The following is a 23,163-nucleotide window of genomic DNA, read 5'->3' as shown; positions in this document are numbered from 1 at the left end:
CGCCGGTGTCAAGGACCGCGATAGCGGCCGGCGAAGCCGGCGGCCGCAGGCCGTCCTTTACTCCGGGGTCCGTCGAGAAGACCCTCAAAGAACGGGTCGGCGGCCCAGACCAGCCCCGAAGAACCGTTCCGCGACGGGAGGTCCCGACAAGCTCGACCACCAAGCATCAGGAGATCCGCCCCCGCCACCGATCAGAAGCCACAAGCTCCACATTGATCCCAGCAGCCCGCACGAAAGCAACGAGCTCGTCGTCGAACATCTCCCCCGGCTGAGGCGGACTGAGCGTGTGAGCCCCGGCGACCCCGAGCTCGACAAGAGTCGACTCGAGATCAGGGGCCATGAAGGCCAGATGATGGAGCCCGTACGCATGCGGCCCCGGAGTCACCGGAGTGATCAGCTTGAGCGGGAGAGAGCCGGCCTTCTCCAGGAAGACCCCGCGGACGCCGTGGCGGGTGCTGACGACCGGGTCGGTGACGCGGCGATAGCCGAAGAGCCGCTCGAAGGCCTCGGCGGTCCGGAGCAGGTCGCGGACCTGGATGCCGATGTGGTCGAGCCGAAGGTCAGGCATCGTCACCTCGCCTCGCGGCGCCTTCGGCGACCGCGGTGGCGATGGCCATCCAAGGCCCGGGAACGGTGGTGACGCGCACCACCGTGACTCCGGCCAGCGCCGCGAGGTCGGCCGCGGGTCCTTCGAGGCTGACCGAAAGAGACCCGGGTGCCTCCTCGAGCACGGTGATCCCGCGCCATGGCAGCGGCCCGGACCACTCGCCGGGACCGAGCGCCTTCCAGACAGCCTCCTTGGCGGCGTACCTCATCGCGAAGGCCGTGGCGGGGGCCGCCGCGGCCATGCACTGGGCGATCTCGGCGTCGGTGAACCATCGCACCGCGCCTCCGGATCCACGCGTCCCCAGGAGCCTCGCGAAGCGCCTGATGTCGGCGATGTCGATCCCGACCCCCTGCAGGCTCATCACGGACCCGTCGCTCTTCGTCAGCATCTCAGGCGACCGGACTGTAGGTCGCGACCGTCTTCAGCAGCTCGGCGGCGACCGCCTCCGAGCCGGCCTCGTTGAGGTGACCGCGGTCGAGGGTCAGGCTCTGGTTGAGCACGTAGTAGGTGTGGCCGTCCTGGCTGCGCTCATCCGTACCGGCGGACTCGACCGCGGCGATGTCCACGAGACGTCCGGAGGCTGCGTACTTCTCCCTGACCATCGTGTTGTAGCGCTCGCGGGCGACGTTGTCGGCCGGCCCCATCCGGTCGTCACCACCCAGGAGCGCCCTGATCTTGGACTTCCACCCGCGGTCCGCGGTCAGCGGCACGGTCGTGTAGAGAAAACGTACGTCAGGATGCGCCGCCTCCAGGTCGGCCATCATCGACAGGTAGGCGTCGAAGACGGCGTGGACGTCGGTGGAGGCGGTGACGTCGACATAACAGAGCTTCATCAGCGCCACGTCGACCCCTTCGGCCACAGGGGTGTCCAGCAGCTCCGCGAACGCCGCGAACTTGCTGAGCGGCTCCCCGTTGACCCCGAGACAGGCATGCAGGAGCGTCCCGTCCGAGGCGTCCTCGCCGGAAGAGACGTCTGCGATGACCGGTGCGGGCACCGAGGCACCGAGGTACACCCTGGCTACCCCGTCGAGGATGTCGGCGCCCACCGACTGGTGCCCGAAGAGCACCTTGGTCTCGCCCACCGCCCGCAGCTCGTCGTCGGTGGGCCACGCGATCGCGATCGACTCGTTCATCATTGGACTCAGCTCACTTTGACGCCACCGCCACTGTCGTCATCGATACCGGCGCCGGCGATGCAGTCCCCTGCACCGGACAGTCCCTCGGCCAACCTCAGGCACATGGCGCGTACGTCCTGCTTGATCACCTTGCCGCTCGCGTTGAACGGCAGCGCGTCGACGATGCGGACCACCTCGGGAACCATGTGCTTCGAGAGCTGCTCGCGACAGTGCGCGATCACGTCGGCGACCCGCAGTCCGGATCCGCGCCGACGCACCACCACCAGCTCGAGCCGCTCGCCTGCGGCGTCATCCGGCAGCCCAACCGCAGCCGCCGCGACGATGTCGGGCAGGTCGAGCGCCACGGACTCGATGTCCTGGCTCGCGATCCGGTGCTCCCGCGACTTGATGAAGTCCTCGACCCGGTCGACCACGTAGATGTAGCCGTCCTCGTCGACCTTCGCCAGATCCCCCGTACGCAGCATCCCGCCCGGCATCTTGCGTGCCGTCGCCTCGGGGTCGTCGAGGTAGCCGGGCGAGATGTTCGCGCCGCTGGCCCAGATCTCGCCGACCTCGCCGGGGGCGACGTGCACCCCGTCGCGATCGAGGACCCGCAGGTCCACGCCCGGGAGGCCCCGGCCGATCGACCCGGGCCTCCGGGAGAGCTCCTCCGGCGGGAGATAGGAGAGCCGAGCGGTGGCCTCGGTCGCGCCGTACATCACGAAGACCCGGGCCTGCGGCTGCGCGCGCGCCATCTGCTCCACCAGCGCCGGGGCCAGCCGGCCACCGGCCTGCTGGATCGTCCGCAGCGTCGGTACTGCCGTGCTGCCGAAGGTGCTGTTGCGCAGCAGCGTCCCGAAGGTCGACGGCACCCCGGCGAAGCCCGTGCAGCGCGCGGAGGTCATCCGGTCGACCACCGCCTGCGGGAAGACGAACGTCGGCTGGATGACGAGCGCGGCACCGGCGCGCAGATGGGTGTGCAGGAGCGAGAGCCCGAAGACGTAGGTGAACGGCAGCACGACCAGCATCCGATCCTCGGACGTGATCTCGAGGTAGCCGAGGATCGAGGTCGTGTTCGCCTGGATGTTGCGGTGGGTGATCCGCACCGCGCGCGGGTCGCCGGTGGTGCCGGAGGTGAACATGTAGAGGGCATCCTGGTCCGGGTCGACCTCGACACCGCCGGACTGCTCGACCGACGTCGATCGCTGCTTCGGGACCAGCCGCTCCTTCCGTTCCACCACGACCGGGAGGCTCCGGGGCAGGCTCAGCCTCAGCGCCCCGGCCTGGGCGCGCCCCACCAGGAGCGCGTCGGCGCCGACCCAGCGCACCCGGGCCACCACCTCCTCGGTCGGCAGCGTGACGGCCAACGGCACCACGACCAGCCCCATCCGGAGCGCGGCGAGATAGGCCGAGGCCCAGAAGAGCCCGTTGGGCGCCAAGATCCCGACCGGCGTACCCGGAGTCAGTCCGAGCTGGGAGAGCCGTCCCATGAGCACGGACACGCTGGCTCGCAGCTCTTGAAAGGTGTACTCGCGACCGGCTTCGGCGAGCGCGATCGATTCCTCGGGCGCGTGCTCGAGAAGAAAGTCGGCAGTGTTCAACGTGGCCCGTCCCCCGGGATGCTTCGGCCGGGACCGTTCCCGGCTACGGCAACGTCGCACGCCTCACCTCGACCGGCGGGTGGCCGCTCGGCAGGCTGCCTGAAATTGAGTACGCGACCCACCCATCGGTCCGAACTCGACTCCGCTACGCGTCGACTGGTCTCGTGAACCTCAAGCGCCTCCTCATGCTCGTGCTGCTCGGCGTGCTCGTCGGCGTCGCGATCTTCTGGATGCCAGGACGCTTCGCCGACTCCTCCTCCGGCACCGACGGCAACGGCTCGACCTCGTCGTCCCAGTCCGGCTCGCCGGGAGCCGACCCGAGCTCCGACTCGAGCGCCGGGACGTCTTCCGGCCGGAAGTCGCAGTCGGATCCCGAACCCGCGACCGAGGTGCTGCCGGAGGCGGCCTCGACACCGAGCGAGTCGGGTGAATCGGGCCTGCCCGGCCTCACCGAGAAGCCACGTACGAAGACGGCGGCGCTGATCTCGGAGCCGCTGCCCAAGCAGGCGGTCCGCAAGAGCGCCCTGGTGGCCGGCTACCCGACGGCACTCGCACCGCCGTCACGGACCACGGTCGGCGTCTCCAGCGTCTCGCCCACCAAGGGCGCGCTCCAGGTGGCGCTGACCGCGACCTGCCGGCGACCTTGCGACGTACTGCGTCACTACCGGACCCGGCTCGCGCAGCACGGCTTCAAGGAGATCGCAGCGACGTCGGTCGAGAACACGCCCGCGATATCGCTGAAGCGCGGCGACGAGACCGTGAGCGTCACGATCACCCATACCGGGCGCCGCAACGTCGACTTCAGCCTCTACTCCGTCCTCCATACGAAGTCCTGAGCCGGTGTATCTGTCTCTCAGCGACCGTCCCACCACGAGTGCCGAGCCGCGGCAGGCCGGCGGGCGGGTCTCCCGGACCGTTGTCACCCTCGGCATCGTCAGCCTGCTGACCGACATCTCCTCGGAGTCGGTCTCGGCGATCCTGCCGCTCTACCTGACCGCTGTCGTCGGGCTCTCGCCGGTGGCGTACGGGCTCATCGACGGGCTCTATCAGGGCGTCTCCTCGCTGGTGCGGATCGCGGCGGGGTGGGCGGCCGACCGCACCGACCGACCGCAGCCGGTGGCGCTGGCGGGCTACGCGATGAGCGCGGTCGCGCGGCTCGGGCTGATCTTCGCCGGCGGCTTCGGGACGATCTCGGCGGCGATCTCGCTGGACCGGGTCGGCAAGGGCGTACGCACCGCGCCGCGCGACGCGATGATCGCCGCCTCCAGCGACCCGGCTCACCTCGGCCGCAGCTTCGGCGTCCACCGGGCGCTGGACACGATCGGGGCCACGCTCGGGCCACTGCTGGCGTTCGTGATCCTGTGGCGGATCGCCGACGGCTACGACACCGTGCTGGTCGTCTCGCTCGGCTTCGCGGTGCTCGGGGTGGCGACGATGGCGTGCTTCGTGCCGTTCCGCACCGGCGCCGTCCGCCGGACCGCTCCTCGCCGCGGCGAGCCGCGCCCCAAGGTGCGCTGGCGCACGGTGCTCACGCCGGGGCTCGCGCGGGTGACCGGTGTGTCCGGCGTGCTCGCCCTGCTCACCATCGGTGACGGGTTCGTCTACCTGGCGCTGTTGGAGACCGGCGGCTTCGCGGCCCAGTGGTTCCCGGTCCTCTACGTCGGGACCAACCTCGCCTACCTCGCCCTGGCCGTACCGATGGGCAGGCTCGCGGACCGGGTCGGGCGCGTCAGGGTCCTCGTGCTCGGCCACCTTCCGCTCGCGGCCGCCTACCTCTGCGCCGCGACCGGGTCCGGCGCGCTCTGGACGACGTGCGCCGCGGTGCTCCTCCTCGGCGTCTTCTACGCCGCGACCGACGGCACCCTCGCCGCGGTCGCCGGGCAGCTGGTCCCGGAGACCGTACGCGCCAGCGGCATCGCCACCGCCCAGACCGCGGTCGCGCTGGCCCGGCTCGTCGCGGCGACCGGCTTCGGCCTGCTCTGGTACGCCGTCGGCCCCCGGGTCGCGATGCTCGCCGTCTGCGCGGTGCTGCTCGCCGCGATCCCGGCCGGGCTCGCCGTGATGCGCAGGGCGGTGCGATGACTACGTTCTGGGCCAAGCGGCGCACCGCGATCTTCGGGGCGATCGTCGTGCTGGTCACGGCCGGCGTGACGGCGTACGCCCTCTCCGCGATCGCGGAGAACGACCGGCGTACGTCCCGTGCGACCGAGGCGACGACCACCTCCCTCGCGCAGATCGAGAAGGGGCCGAGGATCCTCTTCCGGCACACCGGCCGCGACGCCGACTACGGCCACGTCGGCGCCGTGGCGCTGGCCGACCCCGGCGGCGCCCGCGCGCTCACCGACCTGAGCTGCGACCGGGTCTACGCGCAGGCACGGTCGGTCTCCTGCCTGGCGACCGAGCGGGGCGTGGTGAGCCGCTACCGGGCGACCGACCTGGCGACCTCGACCGGGGGGAAGGCATGGCAGGAGGTCGACGGGGCCGACCTGCCCGGGCTGCCCAGCCGCACCCGGATCTCGCCGGACGGGCAGCTGGTCTCCTCGACGGTGTTCGTCAACGGCGACTCCTACATGGTCAGCGGATTCTCGACGCGCACCCTCATCCGCCGGATCGGCGGAGCGAGCTACGGCGACCTGGAGAAGTTCAGCCTGATCGTCGACGGCCGCAAGGTCTCCCCGGTCGACCGCAACGTCTGGGGCATCACCTTCGCCGACGACGACCGCACCTTCTACGCGACCGTCGCCACGGGCGGGCGGACCTACCTGGCCCGCGGCGACCTCACCGAACGCTCGCTCACGACCATCGCCGACCACGTCGAGTGCCCGTCGCTCTCCCCCGACGGCACCCGGATCGCGTTCAAGGAGGCCGACAAGGACGGCACCCGGTGGACGCCCGCGGTCCTCGACCTCGCCACCGGGAAGCGGACCGTGCTCGCCGGTGAGACCCACAGCGTCGACGACCAGATCGAGTGGCTCGACGACGACACCGTCCTCTATGGCCTGGAGCGCGAGGGGGAGCCGGTCGACGACGTCTGGGCGCTCGACACCTCGGCCTCCGCGATCCCTCGTGTGCTCATCCCGGAGGCGGCCTCGCCCGCGGTTCTACGCTGAATCGGGTACTCCATCCCGGCTCTTCCCCACTCCCCGCCGCGTCCCGGTTTGCTGAAGGGATGACCGTTGAGGAGACTCACGCCGCCGCGCCCAGGATCGAGCCCGGGATCGAGCCCGGGATCGAGCCCAGGATCGAGCCCAGCGCGGACGTCGACGACCGTGCCGTGATCGGCGCCGGGACCCTCGTCTGGCACCTGGCCCAGGTCCGCGAGCACGCCCGGATCGGCAGCGAGTGCATCATCGGCCGTGGGGCGTACGTCGGCCCCGGGGTCGTGATGGGCGATCGCTGCAAGATCCAGAACCATGCCCTGGTCTACGAGCCCGCCGTCCTGGAGGACGGCGCCTTCGTAGGACCGGCGGTGGTGTTCACCAACGACTACCTCCCCCGCGCCGTCAACCCGGACGGCACCCTCAAGGACGGCGAGGACTGGGAGGCGGTCGGTGTGACCGTACGCACCGGTGCCAGCATCGGCGCCCGAGCTGTCTGCATCGCGCCGGTCACCATCGGCGCCTGGGCGATGGTCGCGGCGGGGGCCGTGGTCACCCGCGACGTACCCGACCACGCGCTGGTCGTCGGGGTCCCGGCGCAGCGGATGGGGTGGGTCGGGCACGCAGGCGCGCCGCTGGTCGCCCAGGGAGATGCCTGGCGCTGCCCGAAGACCGGCACCCTCTACGGCCTGCGCGGCACGAACGAGGACGACGGCCTGATCGCGCTCTGACGATCCGGTCCGCCGATCCGCTCGACCGAAGGTCAGGCGGCCCGCCACTCGGCCTTGTGGGCGATGCTGACCGCCGCGATCTGCGAGGAGACGCCGAGCTTGGCGAGGATCGACTTCACCTGGGTGCGCACCGTCGCCTCGGACACGACGCGAAGCTTGGCGATCTCGCCGACCGTGAAGCCGTCCATCAGGTGCTCGAGCACCTGCGACTCCCGCGGGGAGAGCTGGGCGAGCCGGCGGCGGATCTCGAAGACGCCCTGCTCCTGTCCCACCCACGCCCGGATCAGGCGCTCACGCTCGTCGACGTCGAGCACGCTGAGCCCGTAGTTGAGCCTGCGTACGGTGCCCAGGATCTCGCCCAGCGGCACCGACTTGGACAGAACCGCGCGGGCCCCGACGTGCAGGGCGTGTCCCCAGCGGGTCTGGTCGGTCGAGCCCGTCACCACGACGACGTCGGCCCCCGCCCGGGCAAGCGGGGCGATGAGGCGTACGCCCGAACCGTGCTGACCGAGGTCGAGGTCGAGCAGGACGATGCGTGGCTGGGACCGCATGATCAGCGAGGTGAGCTTGGCCTCCGAGGGCGGCTCCTCGGGCAGGTCGATACGGCGGGCGTCGTAGCCCTCGAAGGTGAGGGCGAGCTCGAGCGACTCGGCGAACAGGGTGTGGTCCTCGACGATGACGACCTTCACCCGCTTACGCGGCGACGCCACGGCGACCTCCCCGGGCCGGGGTGTCGTGCTGATCGGCTTCTTCGACCGCGCAGCCGAGCATCGGGATGCCGAGGACGAAGGTGGTGCGCTCGTTCGCCTCGAGCAGCTCGAGGTAGCCACCCTGGCGTTCCATCAGGTCCCGCGCGGCATGGAGGCCGATGCCCTGACCGGAGGAACCTGGACGGCTGACGCCCCAGGCGAAGATCCGCCGGCGGAGCTCTGGAGCGACCCCTGGGCCGTCGTCCGTCACGGCGATCTCGACCGAGGTGTCCCCCGGCCCGGCCGCGCGCACCTCGATCCGAACCGGCCCGCTCCCGTGGACCGCGGCGTTGTCGAGAAGCACGTTGAGCGCCTCGGTCAGCTGGTCGGAGTCGCCCAGCGCCAGCATCCGGCTGGGCCGCCATCCGACCTCGGTGCCCTTCGCCTCGTGCGCGAGGACCATGGAGCCGACGACGGCATCGAGATCGATCACCTCAGCAACGTCGGCCCGCATCTGGTCGGGCCGCATCTCGCCGGCCCGCGGGCCCGGCACCTGCGGCCTCGCGGCGTCCTGCTGCCGCTGGACCATCCGCTCGAGCCGCTGCAGCTCGCTCTCGACCATCGCAGCCATCGCGGACCGCCGCTCCTCGCCGATCGCGACGGGCGAGTTCAGCAGCGTCGTCGCCGCCCGGATCCCGGCCAGCGTCGAGGCAGCCTCGTGCAGTCGGGCACGTTCGTCCGCACCGACTCTTGACATGGACACAGCTCTCCCCTGGTCATCCTCAAACCGCGCCCTCCCCATGACGCATTCAGCTGCATGAAACATGCACGGACCCCGAGGTCCGACACGAACAGCGCTCTACAGCAAAGGGAGCCTACTGAACACGGCGGCCCGTCCCATTGCCTACCTATTTTTGGTTACCTGCCGTTACCGAGTGGTGCCTGAAATTGAGGAATGGCGAGCATCTGGGCCCCAGAAACTGGACGTGCCGGGTCACATACTCGGGTGGCCATCCTCGATCACCCGCCCGTGCCGCCGCAGTCGGACCCTGCGGGCGAGAGCACCGCGCGCGGATGGCGTCGCGCCCGTAAGCCCCTGATCGGGCTGCTGATCTGCCTGCTCCTGCTCTGCGCCGCGGCCCTCACCGGGATCCTGTGGCTCCAGGCGAAGGTGGAGGGAAACCTCCAACGGCTGCCGGACACCTTTTCCGGGCTCACCGACCGGCCGGCCAAGCCCACCTCCGGGTCGGCCGCCGACGCGGTGAACATCCTCGTACTCGGCACCGACACCCGCTCCGACGCACCGACCACCGGCGCCGAGGCTCCTGGCTGGGAGCCGGGTCAGGCACGGTCGGACACGATGCTGCTCGTCCATCTCGACGGCGACCGCCGCTCCGCCTCGGTGGTCTCGATCCCCCGTGACTCCTGGGTCGACATCCCCGGCCACGGCAAGGGCAAGGTCAACTGGGCCTACTCCTTCGGCGGCCCCAGCCTCACGGTAGAGACCGTCGAGACGATGACCGACGTACGCATCGACCACCTCGCCGTCATCGACTGGGACGGTATCAAGGCCCTCACCGACGCCATCGGTGGCATCGACATCTACATCCCGGAGACCGTCGACGACCCTGCCCACGGGATCCGCTGGGAGGCCGGCCGCCACCATCTCGACGGCGATCAGGCTCTCCTCTACGTACGCCAGCGCTACGGCCTCCGAGACGGCGACCTCGACCGTGTCGCCCGTCAGCAGGCCTTCCTCCGCACGCTCCTCCAGCAGACGCTCCATCAGGAGCTGCGCAAGCACCCCGAGCAGGTCCTCGACCTCCTCACCCTCTTCTCGAAGCACGCCTCCGTCGACGACGACTGGTCCACCACTCAGATGGCCAAGCTCGCCGCCTCCCTCCGCAACCTGCGCTCCGGCGACATCAGCTACCTCACCGTCCCCACCGACGGCACCGGCATGGTCGGAGACCAGTCAGTCGTACGCCTGGACCCCTCCCGCGACCGCGACCTGTGGCGCGCAGTCCGCGAGGATCGAATGGGCGATTGGACGAAGGACAACCAGGATCTGCTGACCCCTGACGTGGTCCGCTGATTCTCGTGGTTGGCGACCGTTGACGCTTCCTGGAGCGTTCTCGGCGGTTCTCGGAGTCGGGCGAGATTCTTGGCTGGCTGGTTTCGGGGCTGAGTCGGTAAGTCGGGTTGGCCAGAGGCGGGTCTTCGGGGTTGGGGTGTCTCGTTGGGCTGGTGGCCGCCGACCCGTTACGGAGGGTGTTCTCGACGGTTCCCGGAGTCAAGGACGGCCTGCGGCCGCCGGCTTCGCCGGCCGCTTCGCGGTCCTGGACACCGGGACCCATCGAGAATTTTGGCTGGTTATCGGGTCGGCGGCGGGGTTTGGCGCAGAGTCCCTTGGGTTGGGCACGGGCTTGGGATCCAGGGTCGAGGGGTCCGGGCGGCTAGAGGTGTGTGCGGTGCTTTCACAAGACGTTGACACCTTGTGGCGGCTTCACAAGCCGGGTCGCCGGCCGGGTCGCGATGACCCTGGTGCGGGAGCCGACGATGCCTCAACCCGCTGCTGCCTACGCGGCCCCAAACGGGGCCGCCGGCGCAGGACCGAGACGGATCACCAGCCGTCAGCGGCACGCCGCGCACCGGCGCCACAGCACCGGCAGGCCGTGACGACCCACCGCGACACCTGCAGGCAATGCCGACACACTGCAGCACCGGCAGGCGGCACCAGCACGAGCCCGATCAACCCCGACCACAAGACCCACAGACCGCGGGTCACGGGTAGACCACCCGGGTGAACGGCACAACCCGACGCGGCACGGGAACACAGCCCAGCGATCGCCGCGTGACGGATTCGGAAGGAGAAGGCGCGGCAGCGCCACCCGCCCCGATCAGCCGGTTCGGGTGCGCCGAGCGAACCGGATCCGACCATCCGGCAGCCGCTCATAGGTGTAGTCGGCGTCGTGGATCCGGTGATGGTCGCTGGGACACAAGAGCACCATGTTGGCGAGGTTGGTTTGGCCGCCTTCGGACCACGGTGTCAGGTGGTGGGCCTCGGTCCAGGCGGCGGGGGCGTCGCAGTCTTCGGCTTGGCAGCCCTTGTCGCGGAGTCGGAGGGCTCGGTGTTGGATCGGGTGCGCGAGGCGGGCCGTCCTGCCCAGGTCGAGGATCTCGGAGTCGGTGCCCAACACCACCGGGACGAGGTCGGCGTTGCAGGCCATCCGGCGGGCTTCGGCGGCGGTGATCTGGTCCCCGTCGAACCCGAGCGCGGCGGTGCCGAGGTCCTTGCGGAGGTCGTCCACGCTCATCGTGACGAACACCGTGGTCCCGTGACCGCCGTGGCGCGGCAACAGGTCGACGTCGTAGGTCTCGATCACCCGGGCGAAGGCCTGGCCCAGGAGTCGGTCATAGGGGGCTTTGCGGCCCTTGTTCTCCGCGGACAGCTTTCGGGGCTGCGCCAACGAGTCGAGGATGGTGCGCAGTCTCATCCCGACGGCACGAGAGACTCTCGCGTGGAGGTCGATGGTGCCGTCGCCGTTGTCGCGGGCGGTGTAGAAGGTGCGCCGGGCGGCGTGCTCTTCCTCCCTCTGCAGGGCTTTGGCTTCGGCGGCTTCGAACCGGGCGGGGTCGATCTCGGCGAGGATGCGGCGGCCGGCGTTCTTGAGCTCGTTGGCGGTCATCCAGGCGGCGTAGTCGACCAGCATCTTCTCGGCCGACACCAGGTGTTCACCACTGGCGGCGGGGTCGGCCTCGACGGCATCAAGCGCCTTCGTGATCACCCTCGCCTTGTCCTGGGACACCACACCCTCCGCCAGACCGGCAGCCACCAGGTCGTACTTCGCGACCCCAGCAGCGAGTTTGATCTGGGAACGGGCCACCCCTTTATCGACCAACAGCTCGGTCCGCAGCCACCCCGAGACATCCTTCGCACCGGTCTCCTCCGCGATATCGCCCGCAGCGGCGAGGACTCGCAGCTTCAGTGCGGCCTGCATCGCTTGGAGTTTCTCCAGCCGTTCCAGCAGGTCCTTCTTCTGGCTCGTGCGCCAGTACGCAGGATCGGTGGACAACAACTCTTGAAGGGCGGTCTCGATGGCCTGCAGGGCAGCGTCGATCGCGTCACCGGGGTTGGTTCCCCAGTGGTCGATGTCGCGCCCGAGACTCATCGCCAGCCCTTCCTTCAGAGGTGTGTTGTGATGGGTCTGATTCTACGCCTCAACCGCTCTCTTTACTATCTATTTTCCCTGATCAACCGCCATTTTCGCGGTGAGCGAACGGCGTCGTCCCTGTGGATGGTAAGTGGCCCGAAGGGCCACCTCCCACACCCCATCAACACCACCTGTCCCAGTAACGATTCCGCTGCGCCACACCCGGGCCGCCGCCCCGATAGCCAGCCAAGTTTTTCTCGACGGGCCCCGGTGTCCAGGACCGCGAAGCGGCCGGCGAAGCCGGCGGCCGCAGGCCGTCCTTGACTCCGGGGCCCGTCGAAAAGACCCTCAAAGAACGGGTCGGCGGCCCACACCAGCCCCGAAGAACGGTCACGGGACAGATGGTCTCGACAAGCTCGACCACCGGGCACCACCGGTCCACGACACAGACCCCCGAACGCGGCCGGCGAACCCGGCGCCCGCAGGCCGTCTCGATTCCAGGGTTCGTCGAGAAGACCCCCACGACCAGGCCGGCGGCTCGCACCGGCCACGAAGAAACGGTCACGGAGCAGGTGGTCTCGACAAAGCTCGACCACAAGCACAACCGTCCAAAGAAACCGGTCGACCCGACGCAACCACACCAGAGAGTCACGCCGAGTCGACACGACTAGGAGGCAACCTCCGCAACCCCGAGATCGAACCGGTTCGCCGGACGCGGCAGCCCGTAGTGATCCCGGAGAGTGACCCCGGAGTACTCCGTACGGAAGAGCCCGCGCTCCTGCAGGATCGGCACGACGGACGACGCGAACGCCTCGAGACCAGAAGGCAGCACGGCGGGCATGATGTTGAACCCGTCGGCGGCGCCATTCTCGAAGTAGTGCTGGATGGTGTCGGCGACCTGGACGGCGGTGCCGGTGAAGGTCCGGTGCCCGCGCCCGCCGCCGAGGCGCCCGATCAGCTCGCGCACAGTCAGCCGGTCGCGCCGAGCCCAGTCGACGATGAGCGTGTAGCGGCTCTTGGCACCCTCGATCTCGTCCTCGGTCGCGATGTCGGCCGGCAGCTGCTCGTCGAGCTGGAGCCGCGAGGGATCCACCTGCAGGAGCTGGGCGAGCTGAGCCACCGCGTACTCCGGGGCGATCAGCCGGTCTAGCTCGGCCTCGAGCTCACGCGCCTCGGCCTCGGTGTCACCCAGGACCGGGACGATCCCGGGCAGCACCAGCACATGGTCCGGGTTGCGCCCGGCCGCGACGACCCGCCGCTTGATGTCGGCGTAGAACGCCTGGCTCTCCGCGAGCGTCGGCTGGGCGGTGAAGATCGCCTCGGCCCAGCGCGCCGCGAACTCCTTGCCGTCGTCCGAGGAGCCCGCCTGGACGAGCAGCGGATAGCCCTGCGGCGACCGCGCCAGGTTGAGCGGACCCTCTACCGAGAAGTGGGCCCCGACGTGGGAGATCGGCCGGATCCGGTCGCCGACCGCGTGCACGCCGGCGTCCTTGTCGGCCAAGATCGCGTCGTCGGCCCAGCTGTCCCACAGCTTCGTGGCGACGTCGAGGAACTCCGTGGCCCGTTCGTAGCGGGTCTTGTGCAGCGGCTGCCCCTCCAGCCCGAAGTTGCGTGCCGCCGCGTCCCCGGCGGTGGTGACGATGTTCCACCCCGCTCGCCCGCGGGAGATGTGGTCCACCGAGGCCAGCCGCCGGGCGAGGTTGAAGGGCTCGTTGTACGACGTCGAGGCGGTCGCGATCAGGCCGATGTGCTGCGTCGAGACCGCCAGCGCGGTCAGCAGCACCGTGGGCTCGAGACGCCCCGACGGCCGTCGACCGGGCTCGCCGAACATGGCCGGCGAGTCGGCCAGGAACAGCGAGTCGAACTTGGCCTCCTCGGCCACCCGGGCCAGATGCTGGTGTGCCGCGAGCGAGAGGTTCGCGTGCGGGTCCGACCCGGGCAGCCGCCAGGACGCCTCGTGGTGACCGGTGTCGAGCAGGAACAGGTTGAGGTGGAGCTGGCGAGCGCTCATCAGGCCACCTCCTCCTCGACCGATTCGACCACGCCGAGCTCGGTCAGCAGCTGGGCCCGCAGCGAGGCGAACCGCGGGTCGCCGGGACTCCGCTTCGAGCCCAGGTCGATCCGGATGTCGGAGCCGACCACGCCGTCGACCAGCACGATCACCCGGTCGGCGAGCGTGATCGCCTCGTCGACGTCGTGGGTGACCAGCAGGATGGCGGGGTTGTGGGCGGCGTACAGCTTCTGGAGCAGCTTGTGCATCTTGATCCGGGTCAGCGCGTCCAGGGCGCCGAACGGCTCGTCGGCGAGGAGCAGCTGCGGGTCGCGAACCAGCGACCGCGCCAGCGCCGCGCGTTGCTGCTCACCACCGGAGAGCTCGTGCGGCCAGGCCCTGTCGCGGCCCTCGAGCCCGACCTCGGAGAGCGCCTCCAGACCGCGACCCCGGGCATCGGGACCCGAAAGCCCCAGGATCACGTTGTCCAACACCCGCCGCCACGGCAGCAGCCGGGAGTCCTGGAAGACCACCGAGACCCGCTCGGGCACATCCACGACACCGGAGCCCGCAACGGAGCGGTCGAGGCCGGCCAGGGCCCGTAGCAGCGTGGACTTCCCGGATCCCGAACGCCCGATCAGCGCCACGAACTCACCGGCCTCGATGGTGAGGTCGAGCCCGTTGAGCACCCCGCCGGCCTCGGAGAAGCTGCGGTGCAGCCCCTCGACACGTACGGCGGGCCCTACGGATCCGGTCAGTGACTCTCCAGCGTGCGTCGCCATGCCAGTGCCTTCCTCTCGGTGAAGCGGACGATGCCGTCGGCGACCAGGCCCAGCAGGGCGTAGACGACCAGGCCGACGACGATGATCTCGGTCTGGCCGTAGCTGGACGCGAGGGTGATCATGTGGCCGATGCCGCTGGTCGCGTTGACCTGCTCGACGACCACGAGCGACAGCAGCGCGTTGAGCACCGCGAACCGCAGCCCGAGCAGGAAACCCGGGGTCGCGCCCGGCAGCACGACATGCCGGACGAACGCGCCGCGCCCCAGGCCGACGGTCTCGGCCAGCTCCGCGTAGCGGCTGTCGATGCCACGCAGCCCGTTGTGGGTGTGGATGTAGATCGGGATGAGTACGCCGAGGGCGATCGTGATCACCTTCATCGGCTCCCCGATCCCCAGCCACAGGATCAGCAGCGGCATCAGCGCCAGGCTCGGGATGGCCCGCTTGACCTGCACCGGACCGTCGATCAGCGCCTCACCGACCCGGCTGAGCCCGGAGACCAGCGCCAGCACCAGCCCGACGCCGACCCCGATCACCAGCCCGAGCGATGCCCGATAGGCCGAGGTCGCGAGCGCCTCGGGGAGCCGTCCGTCGGCGATCAGCCGCTGCGCGGTCTCGACCACCACCCACGGCTCGGACAGCGTACGCGGGTCCAGCACCCCCGTCGCCGAGGCCAGGAACCACAGACCCAGGAGCAGGATCGGTCCGATCCACAGCGTGCCGGGGACCCGCGGCCCGGGGCCGAGGCGACGGCGTACGACCCGCTTGTCGGTGGCCTTCTCCGAGACGACACCGACGATCGGCGCCTCGACTGCCGTGGTGGCCATCACTGACCGCCCTTCAACGCCTCGGCGATGACCTTCTCGTAGCGGCGGTCGTAGAGGTCATTGACGTCCAGCTCAGGATGGTTCTGCTCCTTCGAGAGGATGTCGGCGGTCTCCTGCTGACGCTCGATGAACCCGTCCCAGTTCTCCGGGATGATCCTCTGCCCCGACGACTCGAAGACCTTCTTGCCGTCCTCGAAGGTCAGGCCCTCGTGGTCGACGTAGTAGGCCTGGATCCACTCGTCCGGGTGCTCGTCGACCCACTTCTCCGACTTGACCCACAGCGCGAGGAAGTCCTTGAACGCAGCCGCCTTGGCGGCGTCCTCGAAGGTCTCCTCCGGCCCGTAGATCAGGGTCGCGTCGTCGCGGATGCCGGTCCGGATGGAGGTGGCACCGTCACGGCCGTACTTGGCCAGGTAGGAGGTCAGCTGCGGTCCACCGAGCGGCGCGACGTCGACCTGGTTGGAGGCCAGCGCGTTGGAGAAGGTGTCGTCGACGCTCTGGATCTCGATCAGCTCGACGTCCTTCTGGGTCAGCCCCGCGGACTCGAGCGTCTTGAGGACCAGCGCCCCCTGGGCCTGGCCGGGCGAGTAGGCGATCTTCTTGCCCTCGAGGTCGGCGAGCGTCTCGACCTTCGACTTCGGCGCGATCCCGAGCTCGTAGATCGGGTTGTCGAGCGGGTCCGGGTTCTCCGTGACCGCGACGATCTTGACCGGTGTGTCGGTCCAGGTCGCGAACAGCGGCGGGATGTCGGCGACGTAGCTCGCGTCCAGCGCATCGGCCCGGAACGCCTCGATGCTCTTCGGACCACCGGAGATGTTGGCCCACTCGATCTCATAGCCCTTGACCTCGTCGATCAGACCGGACGTCTTCAGCGCCACCTCGATCGGCGGCAGCCCGAGGCGCAGGACGGTCCCCTCCGGGACCTGGTCGGGGAGCGCCGCGTCGGCGGCGAGCTTGGAGGCACTGGACGCATCGGCGCCGCCGCAGGCCGTCAGCCCCAGGAGCAGGGTGGTGAGAACGGCGGCGATGGCGGTCAGGCGCGGTGGGGTGGGGCGGATCATGGCTCTCCTCTGGTTGGTCCGTCCAAACCAGAGTAAGTCAGTAGAGATTAGCTATAAAAGCGTTGCTCGGATCCTGAGACGTGCCTCCGGAGAACGAGACGCAGCCAGGATCAGAGGTAGACCGACTTCAGCTCCGTGTACTGAGCCAGGCCCTCCGCCCCGAACTCCCGCCCGATCCCGGAGGCCTTGAAGCCACCGAAGGGCGCCGCGAAGTCCATCGTGTAGGTGTTCACCCCGTACGTCCCGGCCCGCACCCGGCGGGCGACATCGAGCCCAGCCTCCTGATCGGCGGTCCACACCGTCCCGGCCAGCCCGTAGTCGGAGTCGTTGGCGATGCGTACGGCCTCCTCGACCGAGCCGTAGGGGATCACCGAGAGGACCGGGCCGAAGATCTCCTCCTGGGCGATCCGCATCCGGTTGTCGACGCCGGCGAAGACGGTCGGGCGTACGTACCAGCCCGTGTCGAGACCGGCCGGACGACCGGTGCCGCCGGTGAGCAGGCGGGCACCCTCCTCCTGACCGAGGGCGATGTACTTCTCGACCCGCTCCTGCTGGCGACGGGCCACCATCGGCCCGACCTCGCTCGCCGGGTCGGACGGGTCGCCGACCTTCATCGCCGCGACCGTCTCCGCCAGCGCGCCGGCGATCTCGTCATGGCGACCGACAGGGACGAGCACGCGGGTCTGGGCGACGCAGGCCTGACCGGAGTTCATCAACGCGGTGAACTTGAGGCCCTCCAGCGTGGCGGCGAGGTCCGCGTCGTCGAGGACGATCGCGGCCGACTTGCCGCCGAGCTCGAGCGAGACCCGCTTGAGCCGTTCGCCGCACAGCGCGCCGATCCGCCGGCCGGCCGCGGTCGACCCGGTGAACGCGACCTTGTCGACGCCGGGGTGCGTGACCAGGTGCTCGCCGACCTCGCGCCCCGCGGCGACGATGCTGACCACGCCCTCGGGCACCCCGGCCTCGATCAGCATCTCGGCGAGGAGGTTGCCGTCGAGCGGGGTCTCCGGAGCGGGCTTGATCACGATCGTGCAGCCGGCCAGCAGCGCGGGGATGAGCTTGGACAGCACGGTGAACTGAGGGACGTTCCACGGCGCGATCGCGGCGACGACGCCGACCGGCTCGTGGCGTACGACGACGTCCGAGCCGAGCACGCCGGTCCGCCGCGACTCCCACGGGAACTCGCGCGCGATGCCGAGGAAGGCCTCGATCTGCATCCACGGCGCAGGCGCCTGGGCGAGGTTGCTGAACGAGATCGTCGAGCCCATCTCGGCCGTGATCACCTCGGCCATCTCGCCGAGCCTGCCGGCATAGAGGCCCGAGAGCGCCTGGACGATCTCGATCCGTTCCTCCGGCGACATCCGAGGCCAAGGGCCCTCGTCGAAAGCCGTGCGCGCCGCGGCGACAGCGGCGTCGATGTCCTCCACCGAGCCCTCGGGGACCCGCGCCACCACCTCCTCGCTGTGCGGCGAGATCACCTCGATCGTCGCGTCGGTCGCGGGCTTGGCCCAGGCGCCGCCGATGAAGAGTGCGTCGTGGTCGTAGGTCATGGTCTGTTCCTCAGATCCGGTCGAGCCAGTCGGTGAAGCCGGAGGGGTCGTGACGGCCGAGGATCCCGTGCTCGAAGAGGCCCCAGCCCTCGACCCCATCGGCCCCGGGACCGTGCGCGACCGCGCGGCCGACATGGTCGATCACCCCGAACGGGACCCGGCCGGTGACCTCCACCGACGTCATGTCGTAGGTCAGCCGCTCGGTGAACCCGGCGCCCTTCCAGACCCCGTGCGCCCAGTCGGAGTCGCCGCCGTAGCCGCCGCCGACATGGATCGGCGCACCCAGCAGCGAGGTGACCTCGAGCACGAGCTGCTTCCCGTCCGGGGTCGTGCACGTGATCGTCGCGCCCTCAGGGAGCCGCGTCCCGTCCCGGTAGTGGATCCGGACGTGCGGCCAGCCGAGCTGCTCGACCCGGCCATCGGCGAAGACCCGGGTGCAGTCGTTGAGGACCCGATGTCCGTCGGGGGTCTCCTGGATGATCAGGACGACGGCGAAGTCGTCGAACCGCAGCGGGACGTAGAGCCACCACATCCCCTCGAACTCCGGATCGGCGGGTTTGCCCGGCGGCAGCCCCTCGCCGGAGGGGCGGATCCCCCAGGACCGGTCCCGGGTGCCGACCCAGCGATCGTGGTCGACGGCGATCCTCTCGCCGTCGACCTCGATCACCCCCTCCCAGGTCCCGACCTGCGCGAACCGCTGCGCGTCGAGCACGGTGGCAGCCCCCTGACGCATCACGTGCGGCTGCTCCTGGACCACCTCGAACGACCCCTCCCAGCGCAGATCCAGCGCGATCCCGTGGGTCTCCTCCATCACCAGCCGGAGCTTCCGCAGCGGCTCGGTGACCTCGATCCGGTACGCCCCGACCCGCTGCTCCATCCGGTCACCGCCCCGCGGGTCTGCGCCGTCGCCCAGGTGCACGGCGGTCTGCTCGTCGCCACGGCGGAGCAGGACGTACGCGTCCTTGGTGCCGAGGTTGGGGTAGAACCCCATCCCGGTGATGAGGAAGAGGTCTCCGGTGCGGTCGTGGGCGTTGAGGTAGCAGCGGTCATAGAAGTTGCGGTCGCTGCTGCCCGCCCAGGCCACCGGGCGCGGGAGCTGATGGATCGGGTACTCGTCGAGCGGCCCGACGCCGACATACTCCCCGTGCGACTCGAGCCCGCTCATGCACCGACCTCGCCCAGCATCGCCTCGAACATCGCCCGGTGATAGAGCGTCGACTCCGGGTCCTCGGGCGCCTCGATCTCACCGAAGTGGATCTGCCGGGCCGCGATGCGCAGGTAGATGATCCCCCACATGACCGCCGCATGGACCTCATGCCAGGTCAAGTCGCCGAGCTCGACACCGGTCGCCGCGGCGTACGCCTCCCGCACCTCGGACGCGGTGAGGAAATCCGGCATCCCCGGCAGCTCCAGCATGGCGGCCAGGTCCTCGAAGATGCGGTGGGCGAAGATCATCCAGGTCACGTCCATCTCACGGGGCCCGAGACTGACCATCTCCCAGTCGAGGACCGCCACCGGCGCGAAGTCGCGGTAGATGATGTTGCCGATCCGCGCGTCACCCCAGCACAGGACCGGCTCGCCGCCATCTTCGGAGAGATCAGTGTCGGGAAGGTTGGCCTCGAGCCAGGCCAGGCCGCGCTCGACCAGCGGCGAGCGAGCGCCCCACTCCTCGGCGGTGGAGGCGAAGGCGTACCAGGCTCGGGTCTTGGCCAGGTTGCGGGCGATCAGCGTCTCGCCGGAATGCCCAGCGAGACCCGGATCGAGGAACTCGAACCGCGACGCGGCGTCGGGGATCGAGTGGAGCCCGGCGAGCACCTCGACCGAGCGCTGCTGGAGCGCCGCCCGGTCCGAGGGCGAGGCGTCGAAGAGCCAGCTGTCGCCGAAGTTGTAGGGCATGACGTCGGGCGGGACGACCCCGTCGACCCGCTCCATCAGGAAGAACGGGGTCCCCAGGACCGAGCCGCTCATCTCGGCGAGGCCGACCTCCGGCACCGGGACGGGCGACAGCGAGCCGGCCAGGCGCATCGCGTCGTACTGCGCCTGCAGGTCATAGGTCGCGAAGACCGGGACGTCCTCGGGGCGGGGCGCCACCCGGAGGACGTACGCCTTGGTCTGCCGGTCCTCGTCGACGGTCGAGGTGACATCGAGCAGGACGGTCTCGCTGGAGAGCCCGTTGGCGTCGATGCCGCCGAGGATGGCGACCTCGGGATCGGCGCCGGGCGGGAGCGCAGTGGTCAGCCACTGCTCGAGCCTGGCGCCGATCGCCGCGGGGTCGCGGCCCGACTTCTGGAAGGTCATCTCGGGCGGCGGGGGCGCCTGGGTCACGTGCTCCTCCTAGAGGCGTGTGAGTCAGATCACACGCCTCAGATTGGTGGAACACGTTCTAGTTTGTCAACAGTCAGAACAGGATCTTGGCCGGCGTCTCGGTCGGCGCCGCCTTCGTGACGAACGCCTTCCGCTTCGCGGCGAACCCGAAGCGGTCGTCGAAGATGTCGCGAGCCATCTCGGCCAGCTCGATGCTCTGGTAGTAGGACATCGGCATCGCGCCGGCGCGGCGTGCCTCGCGGGCCGCCAGGGCCGGGACGTACGCCTCGGGCTCGGCGATGCCCTGAGCGAGGTCGCGCAGCCAGCAGTCGAACTCGGCCGCGTCGCGCGGACCGAGGTCGCTGACCATGCCGATCCGCGCGGCCTCGGCCGCCGAGATCGGCAGCTTCGCGCCGAGCAGCTCGTCGGCCTTCTCGGCGCCGACCCGGCTCGGCAGGCCCCAGGTGTGCAGCTCGGAGCCGAAGATGCCCATGTCGTAGTAAGGGTTCAGCACGACGCCGGCGCGCGCGACCGTGATGTCGGCACAGAGGCCGGCCATCACGCCGCCGGCACCGGCATTGGCGGTGAACGCCGCGATGGTCAGCTGCTCGGCCTCGGCGAGCGCCACGCAGAGCTCGTCGATGGCCCGGATGTTGTCCCAGGCCTCGGCCGCCGGGTCCTGGGCCGCCTCGATGACGCCGAGGTGGATGCCGTTGGAGAAGGCGTGCTCGGTGCCGCGTACGACCAGGACCGTGGTGTCCTCGACGAGCGCCTTGCGGACGGCATCGGTCATCCGGCGGCACTGCTGGGTGTGCATCGCACCGCTGTAGGAGCGGAGGGTCAGGTAGCCGACGTCGCCGTCGCGCTCGTAGGTCGTCTCGGCCAGCTCGTCCGGCATCCTCCGGTAGGGCGCGTGCCGGGTGTCGAGCACCCAGGCGGCCGGGAGCTTGGGGCCGCGCTTCTTCTCGAGTGTGGCGGCGTAGCCGACCCACAGGGTGCCGTCGCCGGTGGCGATCGCGACCGCGTCGGTGTCGACCCCGACCACGGTGCCGGGCTGCATGTCACCATGGCTCTCAGGAGTCGCGGCGGCGTCGAAGAGACAGTACGTCTGTCCCTCGATGGTCGCCGGCGCACCCGGGGCGCCGTCGGCCGCCGCGATCCGCCGGGCGATCTCCGTGGCCGGCGCGGACCAGTCGATCTCGAAGGCCGTCCGGCGCAGCAGCGGCAGCTCGCCGGTGCCCTCGACCTCGGCGGCCCACTCCTCGGCGGGCCTGGGAGTCTCCCCCGCCTCGACCATCCGGAGCACCTCCGCGACGCAGTCCATCGCCGCGTCGGCCACCGGGCCGTTGTAGAGCGCGCTCTTCGCGATCGGCACCTCGGACATCGCGAACGTCTCGGTCGCCCAGACCGGGCCGGCGTCCATCTCCTCGACGGCGGACAGGGCCGTGACGCCCCAGCGCTCACGCCCGTCGAGGGTGGCGTGGTCGAGCGAGGACGGGCCCCGGTCGCCCACCGGTCCCGGGTGGATCACGACGGTCGGGTAGCGACCCCAGACCGCCTCCGGCACCCGGTGCTTGAGGAACGGACACAGGATCAGCTCGGGCTCGATCGCCTCGACGGCCGCCACCAGCGACGAGTCGTCATGGACGGGCGCCAGCACGACGCCGACGTCGTGGCCACCCTCGGTGAGATCGCACCAGACCCGCTGGGTCAGGCCGTTGAACGCGGAGACGAGCAGCAGAATGCGCATGTGGGGGAAGTGTCCTTACTCGTAGGCAGCCCGAACAGACTCTTATCCCCCGAGGGGTATTTATCCCCCGAGGGGTGTCACTGTATCGGGCGCCCGCGACGAGCCGCACGCCGGTGTCCAGGAAAGGGACAGAAGACCTGGTGGTATCCGGGCCGCTCGCCCCGCTCCACGTGCCGGGCACCACACCGTCGTCTTGTCGCCGCCTGCAAAGATGGTCACGTCACAAGGGGGGACGATGACCACAGTCGACGACAACCCGCTCAACGGGTTGGTCGATCTCGTCGAGGCGAGCGCCGACGACATGACCCGTGAGACGGCGCGCGAGCTGGACCAGTTCCGGATGCGCTACAAGTTCGCGATGGACGAGGTCTCGACCAAGATCGCGATCCTGCGCGAGGAGTTCGAGCACACCCACGACCACAGCCCGATCGAGCACGTACGCACCCGGCTCAAGTCGGCCGACAGCCTGCTCGCCAAGGCGCGCAAGATCGGCTGCCTGCCCACCCTGACGGCGCTCGAGCAGCAGATCCGCGACATCGCCGGGATCCGGGTGGTCTGCCCGTTCGTCTCCGACGTCTACTGGATCATGGAGATGCTGGGCGGCCAGTCCGACGTCGACGTGGTCGAGGTCGAGGACTACATCGCCGACCCGAAGGCCAACGGCTACCGCAGCCTCCACCTGATCATCAAGGTGCCGGTCTACCTCTCCGACCGGGTGGTGGACGTGCCGGTCGAGCTGCAGATCCGCACGATCGCGATGGACTTCTGGGCCAGCGTCGAGCACTCGATCTACTACAAGTACGACGGCACCGTCCCCAGCACCCTGCGCGATGAGCTCGGCGCCGCGGCCCGCACCGCGGCCGACCTCGACGCCACCATGGCCCGGCTCCGCAGCGAGGTGCACGGC

General features: G+C 69.9%; 21 protein-coding genes. 6 read left to right on the top strand and 15 right to left on the bottom strand.

All coding sequences use genetic code 11. The features are described from left to right. Positions 1-166: 166 nt before the first annotated feature. From ACFV9G_RS27000 to ACFV9G_RS26985, 4 genes are read right to left on the bottom strand one after another with little or no spacing between them, the layout of a single operon-like run. Positions 167-568: a VOC family protein gene (locus ACFV9G_RS27000; protein WP_378731905.1), complete on the bottom strand. Its 402-nt coding sequence runs from the start codon at positions 566-568 to the stop codon at positions 167-169. Then, on the bottom strand, positions 561-995 hold the full coding sequence (locus ACFV9G_RS26995; RefSeq protein ID WP_378731903.1) for a holo-ACP synthase: 435 nt from the start codon (positions 993-995) through the stop codon (positions 561-563). The genes ACFV9G_RS27000 and ACFV9G_RS26995 overlap by 8 nt, the downstream gene beginning before the upstream one ends. A 1-nt stretch (position 996) precedes the next feature. After that, the gene (locus ACFV9G_RS26990; RefSeq protein WP_378731901.1) at positions 997-1,740 is read right to left on the bottom strand and encodes a hypothetical protein; all 744 of its coding nucleotides are present in this window, start codon (positions 1,738-1,740) and stop codon (positions 997-999) included. An 8-nt stretch (positions 1,741-1,748) separates the two neighbouring features. Then, positions 1,749-3,323, bottom strand: a complete 1,575-nt coding sequence (locus ACFV9G_RS26985) for a class I adenylate-forming enzyme family protein (RefSeq protein WP_378731899.1) — start codon at positions 3,321-3,323, stop codon at positions 1,749-1,751. Between the two features lie 164 nt (positions 3,324-3,487). Here ACFV9G_RS26985 and ACFV9G_RS26980 point away from each other — a divergent pair, with 164 nt between their 5' ends. The 4 genes from ACFV9G_RS26980 to ACFV9G_RS26965 are packed head-to-tail and all read left to right on the top strand — an operon-like array spanning position 3,488 to position 7,152. Next, positions 3,488-4,159 (top strand): hypothetical protein, encoded by a 672-nt coding sequence (locus ACFV9G_RS26980; protein ID WP_378731897.1) that lies wholly within the window; start codon positions 3,488-3,490, stop codon positions 4,157-4,159. A gap of 4 nt (positions 4,160-4,163) precedes the next feature. Next, positions 4,164-5,405: an MFS transporter gene (locus ACFV9G_RS26975; RefSeq protein ID WP_378731895.1), complete on the top strand. Its 1,242-nt coding sequence runs from the start codon at positions 4,164-4,166 to the stop codon at positions 5,403-5,405. After that, positions 5,402-6,433 (top strand): hypothetical protein, encoded by a 1,032-nt coding sequence (locus tag ACFV9G_RS26970; RefSeq protein ID WP_378731893.1) that lies wholly within the window; start codon positions 5,402-5,404, stop codon positions 6,431-6,433. Before ACFV9G_RS26975 ends, ACFV9G_RS26970 begins: the two co-directional genes overlap by 4 nt. A 59-nt stretch (positions 6,434-6,492) precedes the next feature. After that, entirely contained in the window at positions 6,493-7,152 is a 660-nt protein-coding gene (locus ACFV9G_RS26965) for a DapH/DapD/GlmU-related protein (RefSeq protein ID WP_378731891.1), read from the top strand. Positions 7,153-7,184: 32 nt separating this feature from the next. Here ACFV9G_RS26965 and ACFV9G_RS26960 read toward each other — a convergent pair whose 3' ends face one another. Both ACFV9G_RS26960 and ACFV9G_RS26955 read right to left on the bottom strand, forming a co-directional pair. Next, on the bottom strand, positions 7,185-7,862 hold the full coding sequence (locus tag ACFV9G_RS26960) for a LuxR C-terminal-related transcriptional regulator (protein ID WP_378731889.1): 678 nt from the start codon (positions 7,860-7,862) through the stop codon (positions 7,185-7,187). After that, entirely contained in the window at positions 7,846-8,598 is a 753-nt protein-coding gene (locus ACFV9G_RS26955) for a sensor histidine kinase (RefSeq protein WP_378731887.1), read from the bottom strand. Before ACFV9G_RS26955 ends, ACFV9G_RS26960 begins: the two co-directional genes overlap by 17 nt. A 249-nt stretch (positions 8,599-8,847) precedes the next feature. On the opposite strand from ACFV9G_RS26955, the gene ACFV9G_RS26950 reads away from it, so the two are divergent. Continuing rightward, the gene (locus ACFV9G_RS26950) at positions 8,848-9,936 is read left to right on the top strand and encodes an LCP family protein (protein WP_378731885.1); all 1,089 of its coding nucleotides are present in this window, start codon (positions 8,848-8,850) and stop codon (positions 9,934-9,936) included. Positions 9,937-10,741: 805 nt separating this feature from the next. On the opposite strand, the gene ACFV9G_RS26945 is transcribed toward ACFV9G_RS26950, so the two are convergent. The 9 genes from ACFV9G_RS26945 to ACFV9G_RS26905 all read right to left on the bottom strand — a co-directional run bounded on the left by ACFV9G_RS26945 (position 10,742) and on the right by ACFV9G_RS26905 (position 22,256). After that, positions 10,742-12,013, bottom strand: a complete 1,272-nt coding sequence (locus ACFV9G_RS26945) for a DUF222 domain-containing protein (protein ID WP_378731882.1) — start codon at positions 12,011-12,013, stop codon at positions 10,742-10,744. Positions 12,014-12,662: 649 nt separating this feature from the next. Then, positions 12,663-14,006, bottom strand: a complete 1,344-nt coding sequence (locus ACFV9G_RS26940; protein WP_378731880.1) for an LLM class flavin-dependent oxidoreductase — start codon at positions 14,004-14,006, stop codon at positions 12,663-12,665. Beyond that, positions 14,006-14,767 (bottom strand): ABC transporter ATP-binding protein, encoded by a 762-nt coding sequence (locus ACFV9G_RS26935; RefSeq protein WP_378731878.1) that lies wholly within the window; start codon positions 14,765-14,767, stop codon positions 14,006-14,008. Before ACFV9G_RS26935 ends, ACFV9G_RS26940 begins: the two co-directional genes overlap by 1 nt. Continuing rightward, a complete protein-coding gene (locus tag ACFV9G_RS26930) occupies positions 14,740-15,591 on the bottom strand; it encodes an ABC transporter permease (RefSeq protein ID WP_378731876.1) in 852 nt (283 codons plus the stop codon). The genes ACFV9G_RS26935 and ACFV9G_RS26930 overlap by 28 nt, the downstream gene beginning before the upstream one ends. Then, entirely contained in the window at positions 15,591-16,652 is a 1,062-nt protein-coding gene (locus tag ACFV9G_RS26925; protein WP_378731874.1) for an ABC transporter substrate-binding protein, read from the bottom strand. The genes ACFV9G_RS26930 and ACFV9G_RS26925 overlap by 1 nt, the downstream gene beginning before the upstream one ends. A 110-nt stretch (positions 16,653-16,762) precedes the next feature. After that, the gene (locus ACFV9G_RS26920; protein ID WP_378731872.1) at positions 16,763-18,202 is read right to left on the bottom strand and encodes an aldehyde dehydrogenase; all 1,440 of its coding nucleotides are present in this window, start codon (positions 18,200-18,202) and stop codon (positions 16,763-16,765) included. Between the two features lie 10 nt (positions 18,203-18,212). Beyond that, complete coding sequence (locus ACFV9G_RS26915; RefSeq protein ID WP_378731870.1) at positions 18,213-19,367, bottom strand: hypothetical protein; 1,155 nt, start codon at positions 19,365-19,367, stop codon at positions 18,213-18,215. Further along, the gene (locus ACFV9G_RS26910) at positions 19,364-20,527 is read right to left on the bottom strand and encodes a phosphotransferase family protein (protein WP_378731868.1); all 1,164 of its coding nucleotides are present in this window, start codon (positions 20,525-20,527) and stop codon (positions 19,364-19,366) included. The genes ACFV9G_RS26915 and ACFV9G_RS26910 overlap by 4 nt, the downstream gene beginning before the upstream one ends. Before the next feature lie 73 nt (positions 20,528-20,600). Beyond that, a complete protein-coding gene (locus ACFV9G_RS26905) occupies positions 20,601-22,256 on the bottom strand; it encodes an enoyl-CoA hydratase-related protein (RefSeq protein WP_378731866.1) in 1,656 nt (551 codons plus the stop codon). A 235-nt stretch (positions 22,257-22,491) separates the two neighbouring features. Between ACFV9G_RS26905 and ACFV9G_RS26900 the strand changes: the two genes are divergently transcribed. Further along, positions 22,492-23,163: GTP pyrophosphokinase family protein (locus tag ACFV9G_RS26900; protein ID WP_378731864.1), on the top strand; the 672-nt coding region annotated here is incomplete at its 3' end.

The organism is Nocardioides sp. NPDC059952 (assembly GCF_042730435.1).
In the GTDB taxonomy this organism is placed as follows: domain Bacteria; phylum Actinomycetota; class Actinomycetes; order Propionibacteriales; family Nocardioidaceae; genus Nocardioides.
Note: the sequence above shows the minus strand (reverse complement) of the source record. Positions and strands in the feature narration are given on the sequence as shown.

What these genes read in the sequence shown, in the direction of transcription:
- ACFV9G_RS27000 (WP_378731905.1), bottom strand. Translation starts at nt 568, where the DNA reads ATGCCTGACCTTCGGCTCGACCACATCGGCATCCAGGTCCGCGACCTG.
- ACFV9G_RS26995 (WP_378731903.1), bottom strand. Translation starts at nt 995, where the DNA reads ATGCTGACGAAGAGCGACGGGTCCGTGATGAGCCTGCAGGGGGTCGGG.
- ACFV9G_RS26990 (WP_378731901.1), bottom strand. Translation starts at nt 1,740, where the DNA reads ATGAACGAGTCGATCGCGATCGCGTGGCCCACCGACGACGAGCTGCGG.
- ACFV9G_RS26970 (WP_378731893.1), top strand. Translation starts at nt 5,402, where the DNA reads ATGACTACGTTCTGGGCCAAGCGGCGCACCGCGATCTTCGGGGCGATC.
- ACFV9G_RS26965 (WP_378731891.1), top strand. Translation starts at nt 6,493, where the DNA reads ATGACCGTTGAGGAGACTCACGCCGCCGCGCCCAGGATCGAGCCCGGG.
- ACFV9G_RS26955 (WP_378731887.1), bottom strand. Translation starts at nt 8,598, where the DNA reads ATGTCAAGAGTCGGTGCGGACGAACGTGCCCGACTGCACGAGGCTGCC.
- ACFV9G_RS26945 (WP_378731882.1), bottom strand. Translation starts at nt 12,013, where the DNA reads ATGAGTCTCGGGCGCGACATCGACCACTGGGGAACCAACCCCGGTGAC.
- ACFV9G_RS26940 (WP_378731880.1), bottom strand. Translation starts at nt 14,006, where the DNA reads ATGAGCGCTCGCCAGCTCCACCTCAACCTGTTCCTGCTCGACACCGGT.
- ACFV9G_RS26935 (WP_378731878.1), bottom strand. Translation starts at nt 14,767, where the DNA reads ATGGCGACGCACGCTGGAGAGTCACTGACCGGATCCGTAGGGCCCGCC.
- ACFV9G_RS26930 (WP_378731876.1), bottom strand. Translation starts at nt 15,591, where the DNA reads ATGGCCACCACGGCAGTCGAGGCGCCGATCGTCGGTGTCGTCTCGGAG.
- ACFV9G_RS26925 (WP_378731874.1), bottom strand. Translation starts at nt 16,652, where the DNA reads ATGATCCGCCCCACCCCACCGCGCCTGACCGCCATCGCCGCCGTTCTC.
- ACFV9G_RS26920 (WP_378731872.1), bottom strand. Translation starts at nt 18,202, where the DNA reads ATGACCTACGACCACGACGCACTCTTCATCGGCGGCGCCTGGGCCAAG.
- ACFV9G_RS26915 (WP_378731870.1), bottom strand. Translation starts at nt 19,367, where the DNA reads ATGAGCGGGCTCGAGTCGCACGGGGAGTATGTCGGCGTCGGGCCGCTC.
- ACFV9G_RS26905 (WP_378731866.1), bottom strand. Translation starts at nt 22,256, where the DNA reads ATGCGCATTCTGCTGCTCGTCTCCGCGTTCAACGGCCTGACCCAGCGG.